At 36.4% G+C, this 16,617-nt stretch carries 17 protein-coding genes; 9 read left to right on the top strand and 8 right to left on the bottom strand.

The window, feature by feature from the left end; all coding sequences use genetic code 11:
- The first annotated feature begins 257 nt into the window (after positions 1-257).
- From RBU60_RS13330 to RBU60_RS13320, 3 genes are read left to right on the top strand one after another with little or no spacing between them, the layout of a single operon-like run.
- Positions 258-620: a DoxX family protein gene (locus RBU60_RS13330; RefSeq protein ID WP_308865551.1), complete on the top strand. Its 363-nt coding sequence runs from the start codon at positions 258-260 to the stop codon at positions 618-620.
- Positions 621-637: 17 nt separating this feature from the next.
- Positions 638-1,216, top strand: a complete 579-nt coding sequence (locus RBU60_RS13325) for an alpha-ketoglutarate-dependent dioxygenase AlkB family protein (protein ID WP_308865550.1) — start codon at positions 638-640, stop codon at positions 1,214-1,216.
- A complete protein-coding gene (locus RBU60_RS13320) occupies positions 1,213-1,497 on the top strand; it encodes a TIGR03643 family protein (RefSeq protein ID WP_308865548.1) in 285 nt (94 codons plus the stop codon). The genes RBU60_RS13325 and RBU60_RS13320 overlap by 4 nt, the downstream gene beginning before the upstream one ends.
- 125 nt (positions 1,498-1,622) lie before the next feature.
- On the opposite strand, the gene RBU60_RS13315 is transcribed toward RBU60_RS13320, so the two are convergent.
- On the bottom strand, positions 1,623-2,408 hold the full coding sequence (locus RBU60_RS13315) for a S1/P1 nuclease (protein ID WP_308865547.1): 786 nt from the start codon (positions 2,406-2,408) through the stop codon (positions 1,623-1,625).
- 126 nt (positions 2,409-2,534) lie between these two features.
- On the opposite strand from RBU60_RS13315, the gene RBU60_RS13310 reads away from it, so the two are divergent.
- The 3 genes from RBU60_RS13310 to RBU60_RS13300 all read left to right on the top strand — a co-directional run bounded on the left by RBU60_RS13310 (position 2,535) and on the right by RBU60_RS13300 (position 5,682).
- Complete coding sequence (locus RBU60_RS13310) at positions 2,535-3,464, top strand: alpha/beta hydrolase family protein (RefSeq protein WP_308865546.1); 930 nt, start codon at positions 2,535-2,537, stop codon at positions 3,462-3,464.
- A 66-nt stretch (positions 3,465-3,530) separates the two neighbouring features.
- The gene (locus RBU60_RS13305; protein WP_308865545.1) at positions 3,531-4,799 is read left to right on the top strand and encodes a DUF819 family protein; all 1,269 of its coding nucleotides are present in this window, start codon (positions 3,531-3,533) and stop codon (positions 4,797-4,799) included.
- A gap of 151 nt (positions 4,800-4,950) precedes the next feature.
- On the top strand, positions 4,951-5,682 hold the full coding sequence (locus RBU60_RS13300; protein WP_308865544.1) for a DUF4369 domain-containing protein: 732 nt from the start codon (positions 4,951-4,953) through the stop codon (positions 5,680-5,682).
- Positions 5,683-5,948: 266 nt separating this feature from the next.
- Here the strand turns inward: RBU60_RS13300 and RBU60_RS13295 are convergent, their stop codons facing one another.
- Both RBU60_RS13295 and dnaK read right to left on the bottom strand, forming a co-directional pair.
- Complete coding sequence (locus RBU60_RS13295; RefSeq protein WP_308865543.1) at positions 5,949-6,953, bottom strand: LLM class flavin-dependent oxidoreductase; 1,005 nt, start codon at positions 6,951-6,953, stop codon at positions 5,949-5,951.
- 110 nt (positions 6,954-7,063) lie between these two features.
- Positions 7,064-8,980 (bottom strand): molecular chaperone DnaK, encoded by a 1,917-nt coding sequence (gene dnaK / locus RBU60_RS13290; RefSeq protein WP_308865542.1) that lies wholly within the window; start codon positions 8,978-8,980, stop codon positions 7,064-7,066.
- A 244-nt stretch (positions 8,981-9,224) separates the two neighbouring features.
- On the opposite strand from dnaK, the gene RBU60_RS13285 reads away from it, so the two are divergent.
- Positions 9,225-10,658 carry an L-serine ammonia-lyase gene (locus tag RBU60_RS13285; RefSeq protein ID WP_308865541.1) on the top strand — a complete coding sequence of 478 codons (1,434 nt, stop codon included), beginning with the start codon at positions 9,225-9,227 and terminating at the stop codon, positions 10,656-10,658.
- A gap of 130 nt (positions 10,659-10,788) precedes the next feature.
- Complete coding sequence (locus RBU60_RS13280; RefSeq protein WP_308865540.1) at positions 10,789-11,424, top strand: SanA/YdcF family protein; 636 nt, start codon at positions 10,789-10,791, stop codon at positions 11,422-11,424.
- 56 nt (positions 11,425-11,480) lie between these two features.
- On the opposite strand, the gene RBU60_RS13275 is transcribed toward RBU60_RS13280, so the two are convergent.
- From RBU60_RS13275 to RBU60_RS13260, 4 genes are read right to left on the bottom strand one after another with little or no spacing between them, the layout of a single operon-like run.
- Positions 11,481-12,125: a DUF4252 domain-containing protein gene (locus RBU60_RS13275; protein ID WP_308865539.1), complete on the bottom strand. Its 645-nt coding sequence runs from the start codon at positions 12,123-12,125 to the stop codon at positions 11,481-11,483.
- A gap of 12 nt (positions 12,126-12,137) precedes the next feature.
- A complete protein-coding gene (locus RBU60_RS13270) occupies positions 12,138-12,662 on the bottom strand; it encodes a DUF4252 domain-containing protein (protein WP_308865538.1) in 525 nt (174 codons plus the stop codon).
- A gap of 6 nt (positions 12,663-12,668) precedes the next feature.
- Positions 12,669-13,121 carry a hypothetical protein gene (locus RBU60_RS13265; protein WP_308865537.1) on the bottom strand — a complete coding sequence of 151 codons (453 nt, stop codon included), beginning with the start codon at positions 13,119-13,121 and terminating at the stop codon, positions 12,669-12,671.
- A complete protein-coding gene (locus tag RBU60_RS13260; RefSeq protein ID WP_308865536.1) occupies positions 13,108-13,620 on the bottom strand; it encodes an RNA polymerase sigma factor in 513 nt (170 codons plus the stop codon). Before RBU60_RS13260 ends, RBU60_RS13265 begins: the two co-directional genes overlap by 14 nt.
- A gap of 113 nt (positions 13,621-13,733) precedes the next feature.
- Between RBU60_RS13260 and RBU60_RS13255 the strand changes: the two genes are divergently transcribed.
- Positions 13,734-15,125 (top strand): S41 family peptidase, encoded by a 1,392-nt coding sequence (locus RBU60_RS13255; RefSeq protein ID WP_308865535.1) that lies wholly within the window; start codon positions 13,734-13,736, stop codon positions 15,123-15,125.
- A 293-nt stretch (positions 15,126-15,418) separates the two neighbouring features.
- On the opposite strand, the gene RBU60_RS13250 is transcribed toward RBU60_RS13255, so the two are convergent.
- Positions 15,419-16,537: a T9SS type A sorting domain-containing protein gene (locus RBU60_RS13250; protein WP_308865534.1), complete on the bottom strand. Its 1,119-nt coding sequence runs from the start codon at positions 16,535-16,537 to the stop codon at positions 15,419-15,421.
- Between the last annotated feature and the right edge of the window lie 80 nt (positions 16,538-16,617).

The raw sequence follows: 16,617 nt of genomic DNA, 5'->3' as shown, positions 1-16,617 counted from the left end.
TTTTTCCTAAAAACAATTCCTTAAATAATCAATGAACTACCGCGCCTAAGCGGGGTGCAAATATACAACCTTTTATTCCATTCTAACAAAAGAAATCTTAGGTTTATTTTTATCCTTTTTTTAAAAGACTAAGGGTAAAGAATCTAATCGCAGAATGAAGGGTGAAATTACAATTCGCTGCTCTATATTCATTCCACAAGACTTAAAAAAAGTTAAACCCTATCTATTATATAGGTGATTTATTTACCTTCCCACCTATGGAATACTTTACTTGGCACTTATACCTTATGAGCGGAATCTATATTCTAGCTGGATCTCTTCACTTTATAAAACCCAAAACCTACCTAAGGATTATGCCTAGGTATCTACCCGCACACCTCAGTTTGGTATATTTAAGCGGAGCAGCCGAAATTCTTTTAGGCGTCCTCCTTCTATTTAAAGACTATAAGGATTGGGCTATTTATGGTATCATTTCAATGCTGCTGGTATTCCTATTGGTACACTTTTATATGTTGAGTTCTAAAAAAGCTGGCGCAGGAATTCCTAGGTGGGCCTTATTATTAAGACTTCCGCTTCAGTTTTTCTTGATTTGGTGGGCTTATTCTTATTTGCAGTATTAATTCCGTGACAACGCACTATGAAACCTCTACTTCTACCCGATGCAGATATTTTTTATGAAAGTAATTTTCTAGAAACCTCTAAATGTGACTCTTTATTTAAAACCTTAAGAACTCAGATTGCTTGGCAACAAGACGATATTAAACTGTTTGGTAAGACTTACGCCCAACCCAGACTTACGGCTTTATTTGCCGAGAACAAGAAAACATACTCTTATTCTGGCATTAAAATGGAACCCAAGTTATTTCCCGAAGAACTTTTAATCTTAAGAGATCAATTAAAGCGTGCGACAGGAATCCATTTCACCACCTGCCTTCTCAATTTATATAGAGATGGGCAGGACAGCAATGGCTGGCACGCAGATAATGAAAAGGAGTTAGGAGAAAATCCGCAGATAGCTTCAATCAGTTTAGGGGCTCCAAGATTTTTTAAATTAAAACACAACAGCTTAAAAGAAGAGAAACATAAACTCTTATTAGAAAACGGAAGTCTCCTATTAATGAAGGGAACTACTCAACATTATTGGAAACACGAAATTCCTAAAACCAAAAAGCACGTTGGAGAACGAATCAATTTAACCTTTAGAATCATAAAATGAATATAGAAAAAGACTTTACGGAAAGAGGATTAGATCGAATCATAGAAATGGCGTGGGAGGATCGAACTCCGTTTGAAGCAATAGAATTTCAATTTAACGTGACCGAAGACGAGGTGATTAAAATCATGCAACGCGAAATGAAAGCTTGTAGCTTTAGAATGTGGAGAGCCAGAGTGCAGGGAAGAAAAACAAAACATGCCAAACTAAGTCCTGACGATGTGAAGACTTTTAAGTCTAGCCGACAAAAGAATATTTCTCAAAATAAAATTTCTAAGCGCTAACTAATACCAATTTTGCCTCAAAATGAGCTATATAATTAATATAAAATCCCCCGTAGAATAACTACGAGGGATTATTTATAGGTAAGCGTTAAGAGTTTTCTGCTTTTATAGCAATGAGCGTATGATTAGCCGTAAATCTCATTTAAAATCTTAGCCAATCTAATTCCGCCTTTTTGTAATTGATTTTTTAACTGCGGAAACCAATCGTACATATAACGAAACCCTAAATTTCTATTCTCTTCTACAGATTGGTAGATTGCTTCAGCGATAGTTTGCGACTCCAAAGCCCAAGTTTCAGCGTTTCCTTTTTTTATTTCTTTAATTTCGGCTTTAGATATTTTTTGCGCGTGTACAGATAATTCCGTAAAGCTCATATCATACTTATTAATCATATTGGAGTCCCAAACGCGATGTAAATTAGAATCTCTCCCAAACCACTTTACTTTTATATCATTTCCTCCTTTATCATGGGCATGTCCCACGTGCAAAGGCTGGTGTAAATCGCCCACCAAATGGATTAACATTTTTAAATAAAATTGCTTATCTCTACGCTCTGTATCTTCAGATTCTAATTTAGCGATGCATTCTTCAATTCCCCAAACTGCATTTTCGCCCAGCTCCTGCTCTACTTCTGCGTAGGTTTTCCCGGAAGGAATATTCACATAATGCCATTTACTATAGCCGCTAAAAGCTTTATCGCTTTTAATTTCATCGGCATAAGTAGAAGCCACAGCAATACTGTTACCATCCAGCAATTTAGTGATTCTTCTTATAGCTTTCTTAGAAAGGTATTTTTGTGCAATTTGTGCTGTAGATCGATGTCCATTCTGACCCCAATCTTCGGCTGCCGTTACTTTTTTAGAAGTTACACATAGAACTAAAACTAGGCTTAAAGAGATTATTTTTTTCAAAACTATTTTTTTTTGCAAAAGTACAATTTAGTTTGATATAAGGCTTTTTCTTTTCTCTAACTTCGCAACCTTTTTAAACAACAATTGTATTAGGGAATCGTTATCTTCCCAAAGGAATTTAATTTTATGAAAAAGTTTTTATTTTTATTTTTTATAGGTCTTACTCAATTTTCATTCGCTCAAACGAAAGTTGTTTCTAATGACATTAAAGTCAACAAGTTTGTAGAAGGAACGCTGGTTAGCCCTACTTCAGTCAATCCAAGTCCGCTAGCTATTATATTAAATGATGCTGGCGCCATAGATCGCAACGGAAACGAAAGAACCCAAACTAACGATGCTACAAAAAAGTTGGCTCAGAGTTTGGCGCAAAAGGGAATTGCCACGTTTAGATATGATAAAAGGATTTTTAAAGCGGAAAAACTGAAGCTTAGAGAAAGAGATTTTAGGTTCGACTCTTTTGTTGAAGATGCTGTCGCTTCAATCAATTATTTTAAAAAGAAAAATAAGTTCTCCTCCATATATATTATAGGACGCGGTCAAGGCTCTCTAGTCGGGATGCTCGCGGCTCAAGAACTGGCAGATGGTTTTATTAGCATTGGCGGAGTTGCAAAAAGCATCGATCAAGTTATTATTGATCAAATTAAAAGTCAAGCCCCAGGGTTAAGTGAAGATGCGGTTCGCGCTTTCGCGGAATTAAAAGAGCGTGGTAAAGTGTACCATTACAATCCTGCATTAGAATCTATGTTGCGAAAAGACCTACAACCATTTATGGCATCTTGGATGGTCTATTCTCCTGAAGAAGAAATTAAAAAACTGGATATTCCTGTACTTCTCCTTCACGGAGGAAAAGATTTACAAGCAAGTCTAAATAATTTTGAACAATTAAAGAAAGCTAAACCCACTGCTACAAATCAGTTATTAGAAGACATGAATTACGTCTTAGTTAATGTCAACGGACAAAATGATATGGTAAATCAAAAAAGCTACTACCGTAAAGACCTGGCTATTTCTCCAGAGCTTATTGAGACGATTAGCGGTTTTATTCAAGAAAAGTAAGAAGTCTTACTCAATCTATTTGAAGTTTTCCTAAAGTAAGTATATTTACCGAAAATCAATACTTTTATGGAAAACGCACCTGTTTTTACAAACGATGCTATCGTCTTCGGAATTTTAATGCTCACTTTGGCTGGAGTATTTTATACCTCATCAGTCAAAACCGGATTTTGGAAAAGTTTCTATAAAGTAGTTCCTGCGCTCTTAATGTGCTACTTACTTCCAGCCATATTTAACACCTTAGGAATTATTAGTGCCGAAGAATCTCAGCTTTATTTTGTAGCTAGTAGATACCTTCTTCCCGCTTCCCTGGTATTAATGACCTTGAGCATTGATTTAAAAGCAATTTTCAACTTAGGTCCTAAAGCGCTAATCATGTTCTTTACGGGAACGATAGGAATTGTTATTGGCGGACCATTAGCTATTTTATTAATTTCTGCCGTATCTCCCGAAACCGTTGGCGGTTCTGGACCAGATGCCATTTGGAGAGGTTTAGCTACCCTTGCCGGAAGTTGGATTGGTGGTGGCGCCAACCAAGCGGCCATGCTAGAAATCTTTAAATTTAACCCAGAGAAATATGGCGGAATGGTTTTCGTTGATATTGTAGTCGCTAATTTATGGATGGCGGTGATCCTAATGGGTATTTCGAAAACAGATAAAATTGACAAATGGTTAAAGGCAGATTCGTCGGCTATTACCACCTTAAAAAATAAAGTGCAAGATTATACCGCTGGCATCAGTAGAAACCCAAGTTTAGCCGATTATATGATTATGCTAGGATTAGCTTTAGGAGCTGTAGGTTTTGCGCATTGGGGCGCCGACGGAATTTCTGCAGGTTTGTCTAATAATTTCGAAGTCTTTAACGACAAGTCTTCTGCCTTATCTTCCTTTACCTCTACTTTCTTTTGGATGATTACCATCTCTACGCTTATTGGGATTATACTTTCTTTTACCAAAGCCAAAAAGTATGAAGGCGCGGGAGCGAGTAAAATAGGAAGTATTTTCATCTACATTCTCGTAGCTACTATTGGAATGAAAATGGATTTATTAATGATATTTGAAAACCCAGGCTTAATCGCCATTGGTTTGGTTTGGATGACAATTCACGCTGGTTTACTGGTTGGCGTTGCCAAGTTAATTAAAGCTCCTTACTTTTTCTTGGCTGTAGGAAGTCAAGCAAACGTAGGAGGCGCGGCTTCTGCACCTGTGGTTGCTGCCGCTTTTCATCCTTCTTTAGCCACCGTAGGTGTACTTTTGGCTGTGATGGGATATGTAGTGGGTACTTGGGCCGCATATCTTTGTGCGGTTTTAATGGAAGTAGCTTCGGCTGGAGTTTAAAAACAATTTAAGCTAATACGACATTTAAGTCGGTTTTAATTGTTAACCCAAATCAAAAGATATTTTCAATTATTATTTCATCTTTCAAGTATTAAAATCCTTTGGTGGGATTCAATTAAAAAAGCATCTTTGCACCCAATAAAAAAAGAAAATGAAAAAAATACTTATTGCCGCAGCTAGCCTATTGCTTATCGTTTCTTGTCAGACCAAAGAAACCAATTTTAGCCTTACCGGAAACATTAAAGGATTGAAGCAAGGAAAGCTTTATTTACAAAAGATAGAAGATACGCTGGTTGTGAATGTAGACTCTGTTATTATTGACGGGGATGCAAACTACAGCCTAGAAGCATTTTTAAAAGAACCCGAAATCATGTTTCTTTACTTAGATAAATCTGACGGAGATAGAAATGATGACATTGTCGATTTCTTTGCAGAAGAAGGAGAGATGATGATCAACTCTAGTCTAGATAATTTTGTGAGTGATGCTAAAATTAGCGGATCTAAAAATCAGGTAGTTTTAGAAGAGTACGAAGGCATCATTAAAAGATTTAGCGAGCAAAATTTAGATTTGATAAAAGCTAGTTTCGATGCTGAAAAAGCAGGAGATCAAGAAAAAATGTTAACCGTAAATAAGTCTTATGAGAGCTTACTAAAGAGAAAGTATTTATACACTGTAAATTACGCAATCACGCATAAAGACAAAGAAGCTTCTCCTTATATTATCATTACGGAAGCATTTGATGCCAATGTCAAATATTTAGATACCGTTTATAATTCTTATGATAAAGAAATTAGAAAATCTAAATACGGGAAAGAGCTTAAAGATTTAATCAAGCAACATCGCAAACTCTTAAAGCTAGATAAGAAAGTAAGTAAAAAATAGTTTTTCCTTAACGGAAGTAAAAAACGCAAGCTGAAAAGGCTTGCGTTTTTTGTTTTATTCCATAGTGTCTGATTGAAACTTTAAAAATAATACTTCGCTCAGTGCTTAAAGTATGAGGTATTTTTTTTACTCTTACAGCCCACTTTTCAAAATCAATAACTTTTGAATAGGAAATTATTACTTACTAGATAATAGAAGTCAAATCTAACATCTATTATCTAAAAGCGAACTCGTCTATTATCTTAGCCAGGCACGACTATTTTTCTCTACTCCTGTAACTCCTGCATAATTTCAGAAAACATCGCATAAGACTTTACACGGTCTTCATGTTTATAAATATAGGAAGCTACCATCAGCTCATCTACCTGTGTTTCTTCTAAAAAGGCTTTAGTTTGCGTTTTTACGGTTTCTTTATCACCTATAAAAGCATAACGCATCATTTGCTGAATGCTGGGATGATTAGCGATTTCTTTTAACTCGGCCGTCATTGGCGTTGGAGGCTGTAAATAATCGATATTACCGGTCACCACCCCCAAAATCATGCGTAACATAGAAGTAGAAAGTATCTCTGCCTCTTTGTTATTATCGCTAGCTATCACATTAATTCCCGCAATGGTATACGGCTTATCTAAATATGAAGATGGCTGAAACTCCTCATGGTAAATTTGTAAGGCTTTGTGTAATTGCGCTGGTGCAAAATGACTGGCAAATACATAAGGCAAACCTTTTTTTGCGGCAACATGAGCGCTATCTGTACTGGAACCTAGAATATAAATCGGCATCTCTACTCCTTCTGAAACATAAGAACGCACTCGCTCTTTATTTTCATTAGAAAAGAAATGCTGAATTCTATCTACCTCCTCTGGGAATTGATGTACGGCTTTCATACGATCTGATCTAATCGCGTGCGCTGTTTCTTGATCGGTTCCTGGGGCTCTTCCCAAACCTAAATCAATTCGATTAGGATATAGGTTTCCCAGAGTTCCAAATTGTTCTGAAACTATTAAAGGAGAATGATTGGGTAGCATGATTCCTCCAGAACCTACCCTTATTTTTTGAGTACCTCCAGCAATATGACCTATCAACACCGAGGTCGCTGCACTGGCAATACTTTTCATATTGTGATGCTCTGCTAACCAAAATCTACGGTAACCTAATTTTTCTGCTTGTTGGGCTAAATCTAGACTCTTCGCAAAGGTTTCTTTAATGCTAGAGTTTTGGGCTACAGAAGCCAAGTCTAAAATGGAATATGGAATTTTATTTTTCATCATTGTATGTATAAAAAACGCAACTCCTTTTGAGAGTTGCGCTTGGTATTAAAAGATTTATAAAGCTTACTTCACTTCTTCGAAGTCTATCTTTCGACTTCGCTCAAGACAGGCTACTTAACTTCTTCGAAGTCTACGTCTTCTACGTCGTCTCCGCTTTTAGCTTCTTCACCTCCTTCAGCATCACCTCCGGCTTCTCCTTGTGGAGCTCCGTTTTGTTGTGCTTCGGCTTGGGCTTTGTACATTTCTTCAGAAACGCTTTTCCAAGTCTCGTTCAACTTATCTAAGGCTGGCTCAATTTTCTCCAACTCTTTAGTTTCATATGCTTTTTTCAATTCTTCTAAAGCATCTTCTACTAGCTTCTTCTTATCATCAGAGAGCTTATCTCCAAAGTCTTTGATTTGCTTCTCAGTTTGGAAAATCATAGCATCAGCTTCATTCAGCTTATCAACTTTTTCTTTCGTCTTCTTATCTGCTTCGGCGTTAGCTTCTGCATCAGATTTCATTTTCTCGATTTCCTCTTCGGTTAAACCAGAAGAAGCTTCGATTCGAATATCTTGTTTTTTACCAGTAGCTTTATCTTCTGCGCTTACTTTAATAATTCCGTTAGCATCAATATCAAAAGTCACTTCAATTTGTGGAGTTCCTCTTTGTGCTGGTGGAATTCCGTCTAAGTGGAATTTACCAATCGTCTTATTATCGGCTGCCATAGGACGTTCCCCTTGCAACACGTGAATCTCTACAGAAGGCTGATTGTCTGCCGCCGTTGAGAACACTTGAGATTTCTTAGTAGGAATCGTAGTGTTCGCTTCAATTAGTTTGGTGTTCACGCTTCCCATAGTTTCAATCCCTAAAGAAAGTGGTGTTACATCCAATAATAGAACGTCTTTTACATCTCCTGTTAAAACTCCTCCTTGAATCGCAGCTCCTAAAGAAACTACCTCATCTGGGTTTACTCCTTTACTTGGCTTCTTACCAAAGAATTTTTCTACTGCTTCTTGTACTGCAGGGATTCTTGTAGAACCACCTACTAAAATTACTTCATCAATATCACTTTTAGAAATTCCGGCAGCTTTCATTGCCTTTTCACAAGGTTTGATGGTTCTTTTTACTAAATCTCCAATTAATTGCTCAAACTTAGATCTAGATAAAGGTCTTACCAAGTGCTTTGGTCCACTAGAAGTAGCTGTAACATAAGGTAAGTTGATTTCTGTTTGACTTGTAGAAGACAACTCAATTTTTGCTTTCTCTGCAGCTTCTTTTAAACGTTGTAAAGCCATAGGATCTTTACGTAGATCGATGTCTTCATCTTTCATAAACTCTTCGGCCAACCAATCGATAACCACCTCATCTACATCATCACCACCTAAATGCGTATCTCCATCTGTAGCTAATACTTCAAATACTCCGTCTCCTAATTCTAGGATAGAAACATCATGCGTACCTCCACCAAAATCAAATACAACGATTTTTTGGTCTATTCCTTTTTTATCTAATCCATAAGCCAATGCTGCTGCGGTAGGCTCGTTGATAATTCTTCTTACTTTAAGACCTGCAATCTCACCCGCTTCTTTGGTAGCTTGACGCTGAGAATCATTAAAGTATGCAGGAACAGTAATTACTGCTTCAGATACATCTTGTCCTAAATAATCTTCTGCCGTCTTCTTCATTTTTTGAAGAATCATAGCAGAAAGTTCTTGTGGCGTATATAAACGACCATCAATATCTACTCTTGGCGTATCGTTATCTCCTTTGGTTACTTTATAAGCTACACGACCAGCTTCTCTTGAAGAATCAGAGAATTTATTCCCCATAAATCTTTTAATAGAAGAAATCGTTTTTTCTGGATTGGTAACCGCTTGACGCTTTGCTGGATCACCCACTTTAATCTCTCCATCTTCTACAAAAGCGATCACAGAAGGAGTTGTTCTTTTACCTTCGGCATTAGGAATTACTGTTGGCTCATTACCTTCCATTACAGAAACACAAGAGTTAGTAGTTCCTAAATCAATACCAATTATTTTACTCATAACTATATATTTTAATTTTTCGTTTTTTTATTCGATAAGCATAATTCAATCTCTGTGCCATCAAAAAGAATGTGACAGGTTGTCATTATTCTTTTTTAAAACCTTTCGTAAATGACAAGCTTTCGCTTATTTATAGCCATATCCCTATTTTCGCTTAAAGCGGAATAAAAAAGCGTGACAGCTATGGAAAGCACAATTATTTCTGCCATCTTTGTAGTTGGTTAACTTTTAAAATATTTTTCAAATGGAGAAGAGGGAATGCATCAGTGTATTTGATATGTTAAAGATTGGAGTTGGGCCTTCCAGCTCGCATACTTTAGGTCCGTGGCGTGCTGCCCAACGATGGATTGAAGAATTGAAGGAGAAAAACATTTTCAACCAGGTAAAAGAAATTAAAGTAGACTTGTATGGTTCTTTATCCCTTACCGGAAAAGGTCACGCTACAGACATTGCCTCTATATTAGGACTTTGCGGATTTGATCCTGTAACGATGAATTTAACCAAACTCGATGAAATTATAGAAACCATCACTAGCTTTAAAAGACTTGAGCTTAACGGAGAAAAGCAAATAGAGTTTGATCCCGAAACGCAAGTGATCTTCAATAAAAACTTCTTAGACTTTCATCCTAACGGAATCAAGTTTACGGCAAGCTTAGAAAATGGAAAGACTTCTACTGCTACTTTCTACTCCATTGGAGGTGGTTTCGTGGTGAAAGAAGAACGGAAAAATGCTAAGATAAATGATGAAGTGTTTGCTCAATTTCCTTTCTCTATAGAAAAGGGAACCGAGTTACTGGCGTTTTGTAAGCAAGAAAACAAGAACATTGCAGAGATTGTCCTCGAAAATGAAAAGTCACTCCGCAGTGAAGAAGAAATTCATAAAGGCCTAGAAGACATTTGGAAAGTGATGTTGGAGTCGATGTATGAAGGTTGCCACACCGATGGGATTTTACCTGGCGGACTAAAAGTACAGCGCAGAGCTCACGGAATGCACCAAAAACTTATAGGTGATAGAAAATACAATAATCCGCAAGAATGGCTGGAAGTGATTCGGAACACCGAAGTGAAATTTAGAGAAATCCTGAAATGGGTAAGTTGTTATGCCATTAGCGTTAATGAAGTGAATGCTTCTTTGGGAAGAGTGGTTACTGCTCCTACCAACGGAAGTGCGGGAACCGTTCCTGCCGTGATGATGTATTATATGACGATAGAAAATCACGAGGCTACGTTTGAGCATTTAAAAGAATTTATGTTAGTCGCTGGAGAAATAGGAAGCCTCTTTAAAAAAGGAGCAACCATTTCTGCCGCCATGGGAGGATGCCAAGCCGAAATTGGCGTTTCTTCTTCTATGGCCGCTGGCGGACTTACACATCTTTTGGGAGGATCTCCAGAACAGGTTTTAATGGCGAGTGAAATTGCGATGGAACATCACTTAGGTCTCACCTGTGATCCTATTGGTGGTTTGGTACAAGTACCTTGTATTGAACGTAATGCTATGGGTGCCATAAAAGCGATTAATGCCGCAGAAATCGCATTAGATAGCGATGCCAGTAAAGCTAAAGTTCCTTTAGATAAAGTGATTGAAACCATGTGGGATACCGCAAAAGATATGAACTCCAAATACAAAGAAACCTCTGAAGGTGGATTGGCGGTGCGTGTAAATATGAGCGATTGTTAAATCATAAGACACTGCATTCTAGAATCAATACTCTTAGAGGAACCGATCCGAAAAATTCAGGCGAGCTTGCCCAAACTTTTTCGGAAGGATTAACATCACAAGAAAGACTAAAAGAGCAAAGAACTTTCCTATGATAAAAAAACTAATTATTGCGTTTATCTCTTTAGTGGTTTTGTTATTTGCCTTTATACTCCTTTCTAATATCATGGTGGTTCAAGGGGCGAAGGGCAAAACCTTTTCCAAGCTTGAGGATATCCAAAAGAATAAAGTAGGACTTGTTCTTGGGACGGCAAAATTTTCTACCGATGGAGGCGTCAATTTATATTTCGCTTATCGGATTAATGCCACGGTAGAGCTTTTTAAAAACAATAAAATCGATTTTGTTTTGATTAGTGGTGATAATGGAAGTGTCTACTATAACGAACCCCAAGATTTTAAGAAGGAACTCATCAAAAAGGGAATTCCTGAAGATAAAATTTTCTTAGATTATGCCGGCTTTAGAACCTTAGACTCTGTGGTGAGAGCAAAAGAAGTATTTGGGCAAGAAAGCATTACGATCATCTCTCAAGAGTTTCACAATGTACGCGCTATCTATTTAGCCAATCATTTTAATATTCAAGCAATTGGGTTCAACGCTCAAGATGTTTCTCAGCGCTATGGTTTTAAAACAAGGGTGCGAGAATACTTTGCTAGAACAAAAGCCTTCATAGATATTCTTTTTGGCGTAGAACCTAAATTTTTAGGCGACTCTATTATCATTGAATAAAAAAATCCCGAGCAGAACTCAGGATTTTTTAAACTCATTCTTCAAATTTAGAGGGATTACACAGACGCTTGAACAGTGTCTTCTGTAGTATCTTCTATCACTTCTTGCTTCTCGTCTTTTCCTTCTTTCATTCTTTGATGCAAACTATCATTTTGTTTCCCCAACATATCCATGAGAGGTTCTAGCGAGTTCATATTGACATTTACATCTCCGCTTCCAACGGATTTTGCCAGCTTAACGATTTCGCCTACATTCATATCATCTCCTAAGATTCTAGCCAAAGCAAAGCCTTTATCCTCGTCATTTCCATAGATTATAATCTCATCGATAGAGTCTTCTTCTCCCAAGTAGGCAATTCTAACTCCGCTTTGAGTAGATCCCATACGCATCAATAAATGGTACTTTTCATTTTCTAAGATTTTCTCTACGATATCGCGTTCTTTTTCGTAAACCTTTTTATTATTTCCGTTTAAAGGTAAAGCCAAGATTACAGCTTTCTTTATAGATTTAATTACTTTTTGGTCTTTCGCTGCTAATTCTGAATTATCTCCTAGCAATAAACTTGCGGGTAAATCTAAGACCATAAAATTCTTATTGTCTTGATGATCTACATAATAACTTTGTAGAGTGGCTTCATTAGTACACGAAACCAAAGCTAGTCCAGCTACCAATAGCATTAAAATATTCATTTTCTTTTTCATGTCTTTTCTTTCTTAGTTTACTTTTTCTAACTGTTCAGCACCAGGTACTTCTAAATCTTTGGCTAGTTTAGACACTTCTTTAAGGTCTATATCGCCGGTGATAGAAAGTACAACCGTCATAGGTTTTCCGTCTTCTTCTCCCTGCATCAACATGAGTAATTCACTCACATAATTTTTCTGGCTTCCGGGTTTAGAATAAAACTGTACGTTTTTCTTTTCATCTTTAAAGCTCATCAGTTTTTCTAGAGAACTAGAACCTATATAGCTATTAAAGTCTTGTTTCATCTCTGCTCCTATTCCAGTATTTTCTGTAGAGATCACTTTAATATTTTTTAAGTTCTCTATAAGATTAATATACTGCTGCATCTCTGGATCATCGCTATCTAGATCTATTTCAGCTAAAAGCTTAAACATATTACTGGTAATCACCATGGCGCTCACTTCGCGCATCTTCTCATAACGCTCAAATTTTGATTGTGCGTTCCCAATTACGGGGACCATTAAAATGGCCAAAACTATTAGAATACTCTTTTTCATCTTTATTTATTTTGTTATTAATTTATTTTTCGTTTGCTGAATTTCCTTTAAATACATCAAATTTTCTTTACTGTTAGCTACCGCTCCTGTGACCATATTTAATAGGTCTTGCGTATTTTTCATCGCTAATTCATGATTTCCTTCAACTACTCTATGGTCTTTTTGAAAATTAGAGAATTGAAAAACGCTTAGCGCTAGAATCACGATGGCCGCAATTGAACTTAGTGTAACCAGTAGTTTCTTTTTGTTTTGCTTCCGCGGAAGCCTAATTACCTTTTCTTCTTCCGTCAAAACAATCTCTTTCTCTGTAGCGAAAAACTGAAACAAAGGGCGGTATTGCTCTAAACTGGAATCTACATGGGCCGAAGAAAAATAATCCTTCAATAATTTTTCTTCTTTCACTGTGGTTTCTGCTTCGAGGTACTTTTCTAAAAGAGACGCTATCTTATGCAATTCCATAGTTGTGTTTTTTTAATATTTCTTTTCTAATTTTTTTTCTGGCTCTAGAGAGTGCCACTCTAATCGCAGTAGGATTCATTTGCGTAATTTCTACCATTTCTTCATACTCCAACTGTTCTATATCTCTTAACTGAATCAACATTTGCTCTTGCTCGGTTAAGTTTTTAATGATTTCCTTTACTTTTAAAAGTTCATCTTTTGCTTCAATTTCCTTCTGCAATGATGTTTTGTTTCCGTCTTCATAATTGCTATGAATTATTCTCAGGTTGTTGTTTTTCTTTGCTTTTAATTGATCAAAACAATAGTTCTTGGTAATCGTCATTGCCAAAGCTTGCGGACTCCTATAGTCTTCTAGCTTATCTTTCATATTCCACAACCTAATCATCACTTCTTGTGTAGCATCTTCTGCCGCATCTTTAGAAACCAACAACCTCAAAGACAAACGATAAATTTTATCTTTAATAGGATTCACAAATTCTAAAAATAACTTTTGGTTCAATGTATTTTTATTTGGTGGTTTCTATAAGCTTGACGCTTCCATATAATATTTGTTACAAAGGAATTAGTTTTTATTAAATTGTCTTTAACTTTAGCACTCATTAATCCCATACTATGAAAAAATTAAGTTGTTTATTACTCCTAATTCTTACGTCACTTTCTATTAGCTCTTGTTTTAAAGATTTAGACGATGAAAGAATACAAGCTAGTGATCAAGATATTCAAGGTTTCATCTATAAAGTGATGAGTAGACATTATCTATATAAAGGAGAGAAATCGGTATTAGCAGATGAAAAATTCCCAAATAAAGCTGAACTCGATGCCTATCTCAACACCTTTAATTCTCCAAAAGATTTATTTAGTGACCTCCTCTTTAGTCAGGATCGTTTTAGTTTTTTAGTCGACAACTATAGAGAATTAGAACAACAGTTTAACGGCACCACCAAAAATAACGGAATGGAGTTTGGTCTCGTAAAAATACAATCTAGCGGAGAGGTTTTTGGCTATGTTCGCTATGTACTTCCCAATACGTCTGCTGAGCAAAACCAAGTAGAAAGAGGAATGATTTTTAACCGCGTAGACAATCAAACTCTTACCGCAACTAACTTTAACGACTTGCTTACCGCAGATACTTACAGCATTGGCTTGGCGACTTTTGAAGACGGAACCTTAACTCCGTTAGAATCTAGCATCAACCTCCAAAAACAAGAATATACCGAAAATCCTATTTTTATAGCGAAGACCTTAACGGTTGAGCAGCAAAAAATAGGCTATTTGATGTATAATGGGTTCCGACAGAATTTTGATGCGGAACTCAATAACGCTTTCGCGGATTTTAAAGCAGATGGAATTCAAGATTTAGTGATTGATGTAAGATACAACGGCGGCGGAAGCATTGAACTTTGTAACGATTTATCGAGCATGGTGACGGGACAATTTAACGGAGAGCTTTTCTCTACCCAAGTTTATAATCAAAATTTTGGCGATAAAAAAATCCTTTTTAATACTAAAATTAGTAGCGGTGCTAGCATTAATAGTCTTTACCTAAGTAAGGTTTATGTTTTAACCACAGGCAATACAGCTTCTGCCAGTGAACTGTTAATTAGCTCTCTAATGCCTTATATAGATGTGGTTCAAGTGGGTGCTACCACCCTAGGGAAATTTCAAGGGTCTAGAACTTTTTATGACTCTCAAGATTTTTCAAGAAACGGAAATAACCTCAACTTAGGGCACGAATATGCTGTACAACCGCTCATCTTAAAATCTGTCAACGCTAATGGATTTACAGATTATGTAGATGGGTTAGCGCCAGATATAGAAATAGATGAGGATTTCTCTAGTTTAGGAATCTTGGGCGATCCCAATGAAACGCTGTTAAAAACCGCCATAGATGATATTTTAGGAAATGGTAGACCATCAGCAAGAAATCAACAAATCGATTTAAAAAATGTAGGAGAAAGCAAAATGTATAACGCCACTTACCAACGTATGTATGTAGAAAATTAATAAAAAAATCCCGCTTTATCAAAGCGGGATTTTTAAGTAAGTCTATATAAAGAACCATTGTTGTCCGATAAAGAGCCAAGACCGCTACGCTTTTAGAAACAAGAGTCAAGACTTAATTGTAACTAATTGATAAACAGTAGAAGTTTAAAATAAAAATATTCTCTCGCTCTCGATAAAATCATTTTCAAAAAGCAAGGCATACATTTTAAAATCTTGCTAAATCTCATACATTTAAAGAGACAATCAACTTAACTTTATTTTTAATCGGACACTAATGATAAAGAACAGTTAATCTATTTCTTTATAATTTTAAATGAGGAGTTTTTCTCTTCAGAATTAATTCTAAGCATATACATTCCTTTTGCTAAGCTTGAAATATCTAGTTGCCTACGTTCACCTACGTTTACAAATTCTTTCACTAATCTACCTAAGGTAGAATAGATTTCAACCTTATTTACTTCATTTTCACTTTCTATATTTATAAAATTGGTCGCTGGATTGGGATATACAAATGCTTTGTTTTTCTCAAAACCATTCACATATAAAGAATTTTCTTCCGCAGGAATTGGAGTAAAAGGCCTTCTTGTATAGCCTTGTCCTTTAGCTATCCCGTACCAATTTTCATTTTCAAGAACAGGATTTGAACTAGAGGTTACCCAATTAGACATATTTGTACCGGTATAAGATTCCCAGTCATTTCCTAGTAAAGAAGAGTAGCTAATAGAAGTAATTTCATCATTTTCCATCACGATATTAAATTCAGTATCATTTTCATCTATTAATAATAAAGCTTCGTGGGCAGTAATTGTTCCTTCATAACTTACTTTCCATGCAAAACTTACATTCTCTTCGGCTGCATCTTCTAAAAAGTCAACCACAATAACCGAATAGTTGCTTCCTTCCCCTATGGAATAATCAAATTCATCTTGCGTAAACCAAAGAGAACTGTAGGCTGGATAAGTGATGCTTGGCATTTCAGCGGGAGAGAATCCATAGGATATTCCATACCAACGTTGATCTTCTGCAAGTTCAGAAACTCCTCCATTCATACCCATGGTATTAGATTCTGTCCCAGACCACGTACTCCAGTAATCTGGCGCACCCCCCAATCCACTATGGTTATTATAAAGAATGTCATTTAAGAATCCTCCAGCAATATCTGCAGTAAAGTTTGGTTCTGCAGCTGCTACAGCCTCAATCATTTGAGCAAAATCTAGCTCATCGCCATCATTAAATTTTATTCCCCATACAAAAGATGGATCTGTAGTTCCATCTCTAAAATCGACTACCAGATAACATTCCTTATCGCCGTCTCCAACCCAAAATTCAACATCATCTGGATTAAACTGAGCTTGTACTAATTGTACAATAAAAAAAAGGCAGGCACTTAAAAGCGTAATTTTATTTTTCATTTTATGTCCCGTCCTAAAATAGCGATACACAAAAACCGGGTGTATATGAAAACATCAGAAAAGAGTGGGTACCAGAAGAA

The sequence above is a fragment of the Mesonia profundi genome, assembly GCF_031085155.1.
GTDB lineage: Bacteria > Bacteroidota > Bacteroidia > Flavobacteriales > Flavobacteriaceae > Mesonia > Mesonia profundi.
Note: the sequence above shows the minus strand (reverse complement) of the source record. Positions and strands in the feature narration are given on the sequence as shown.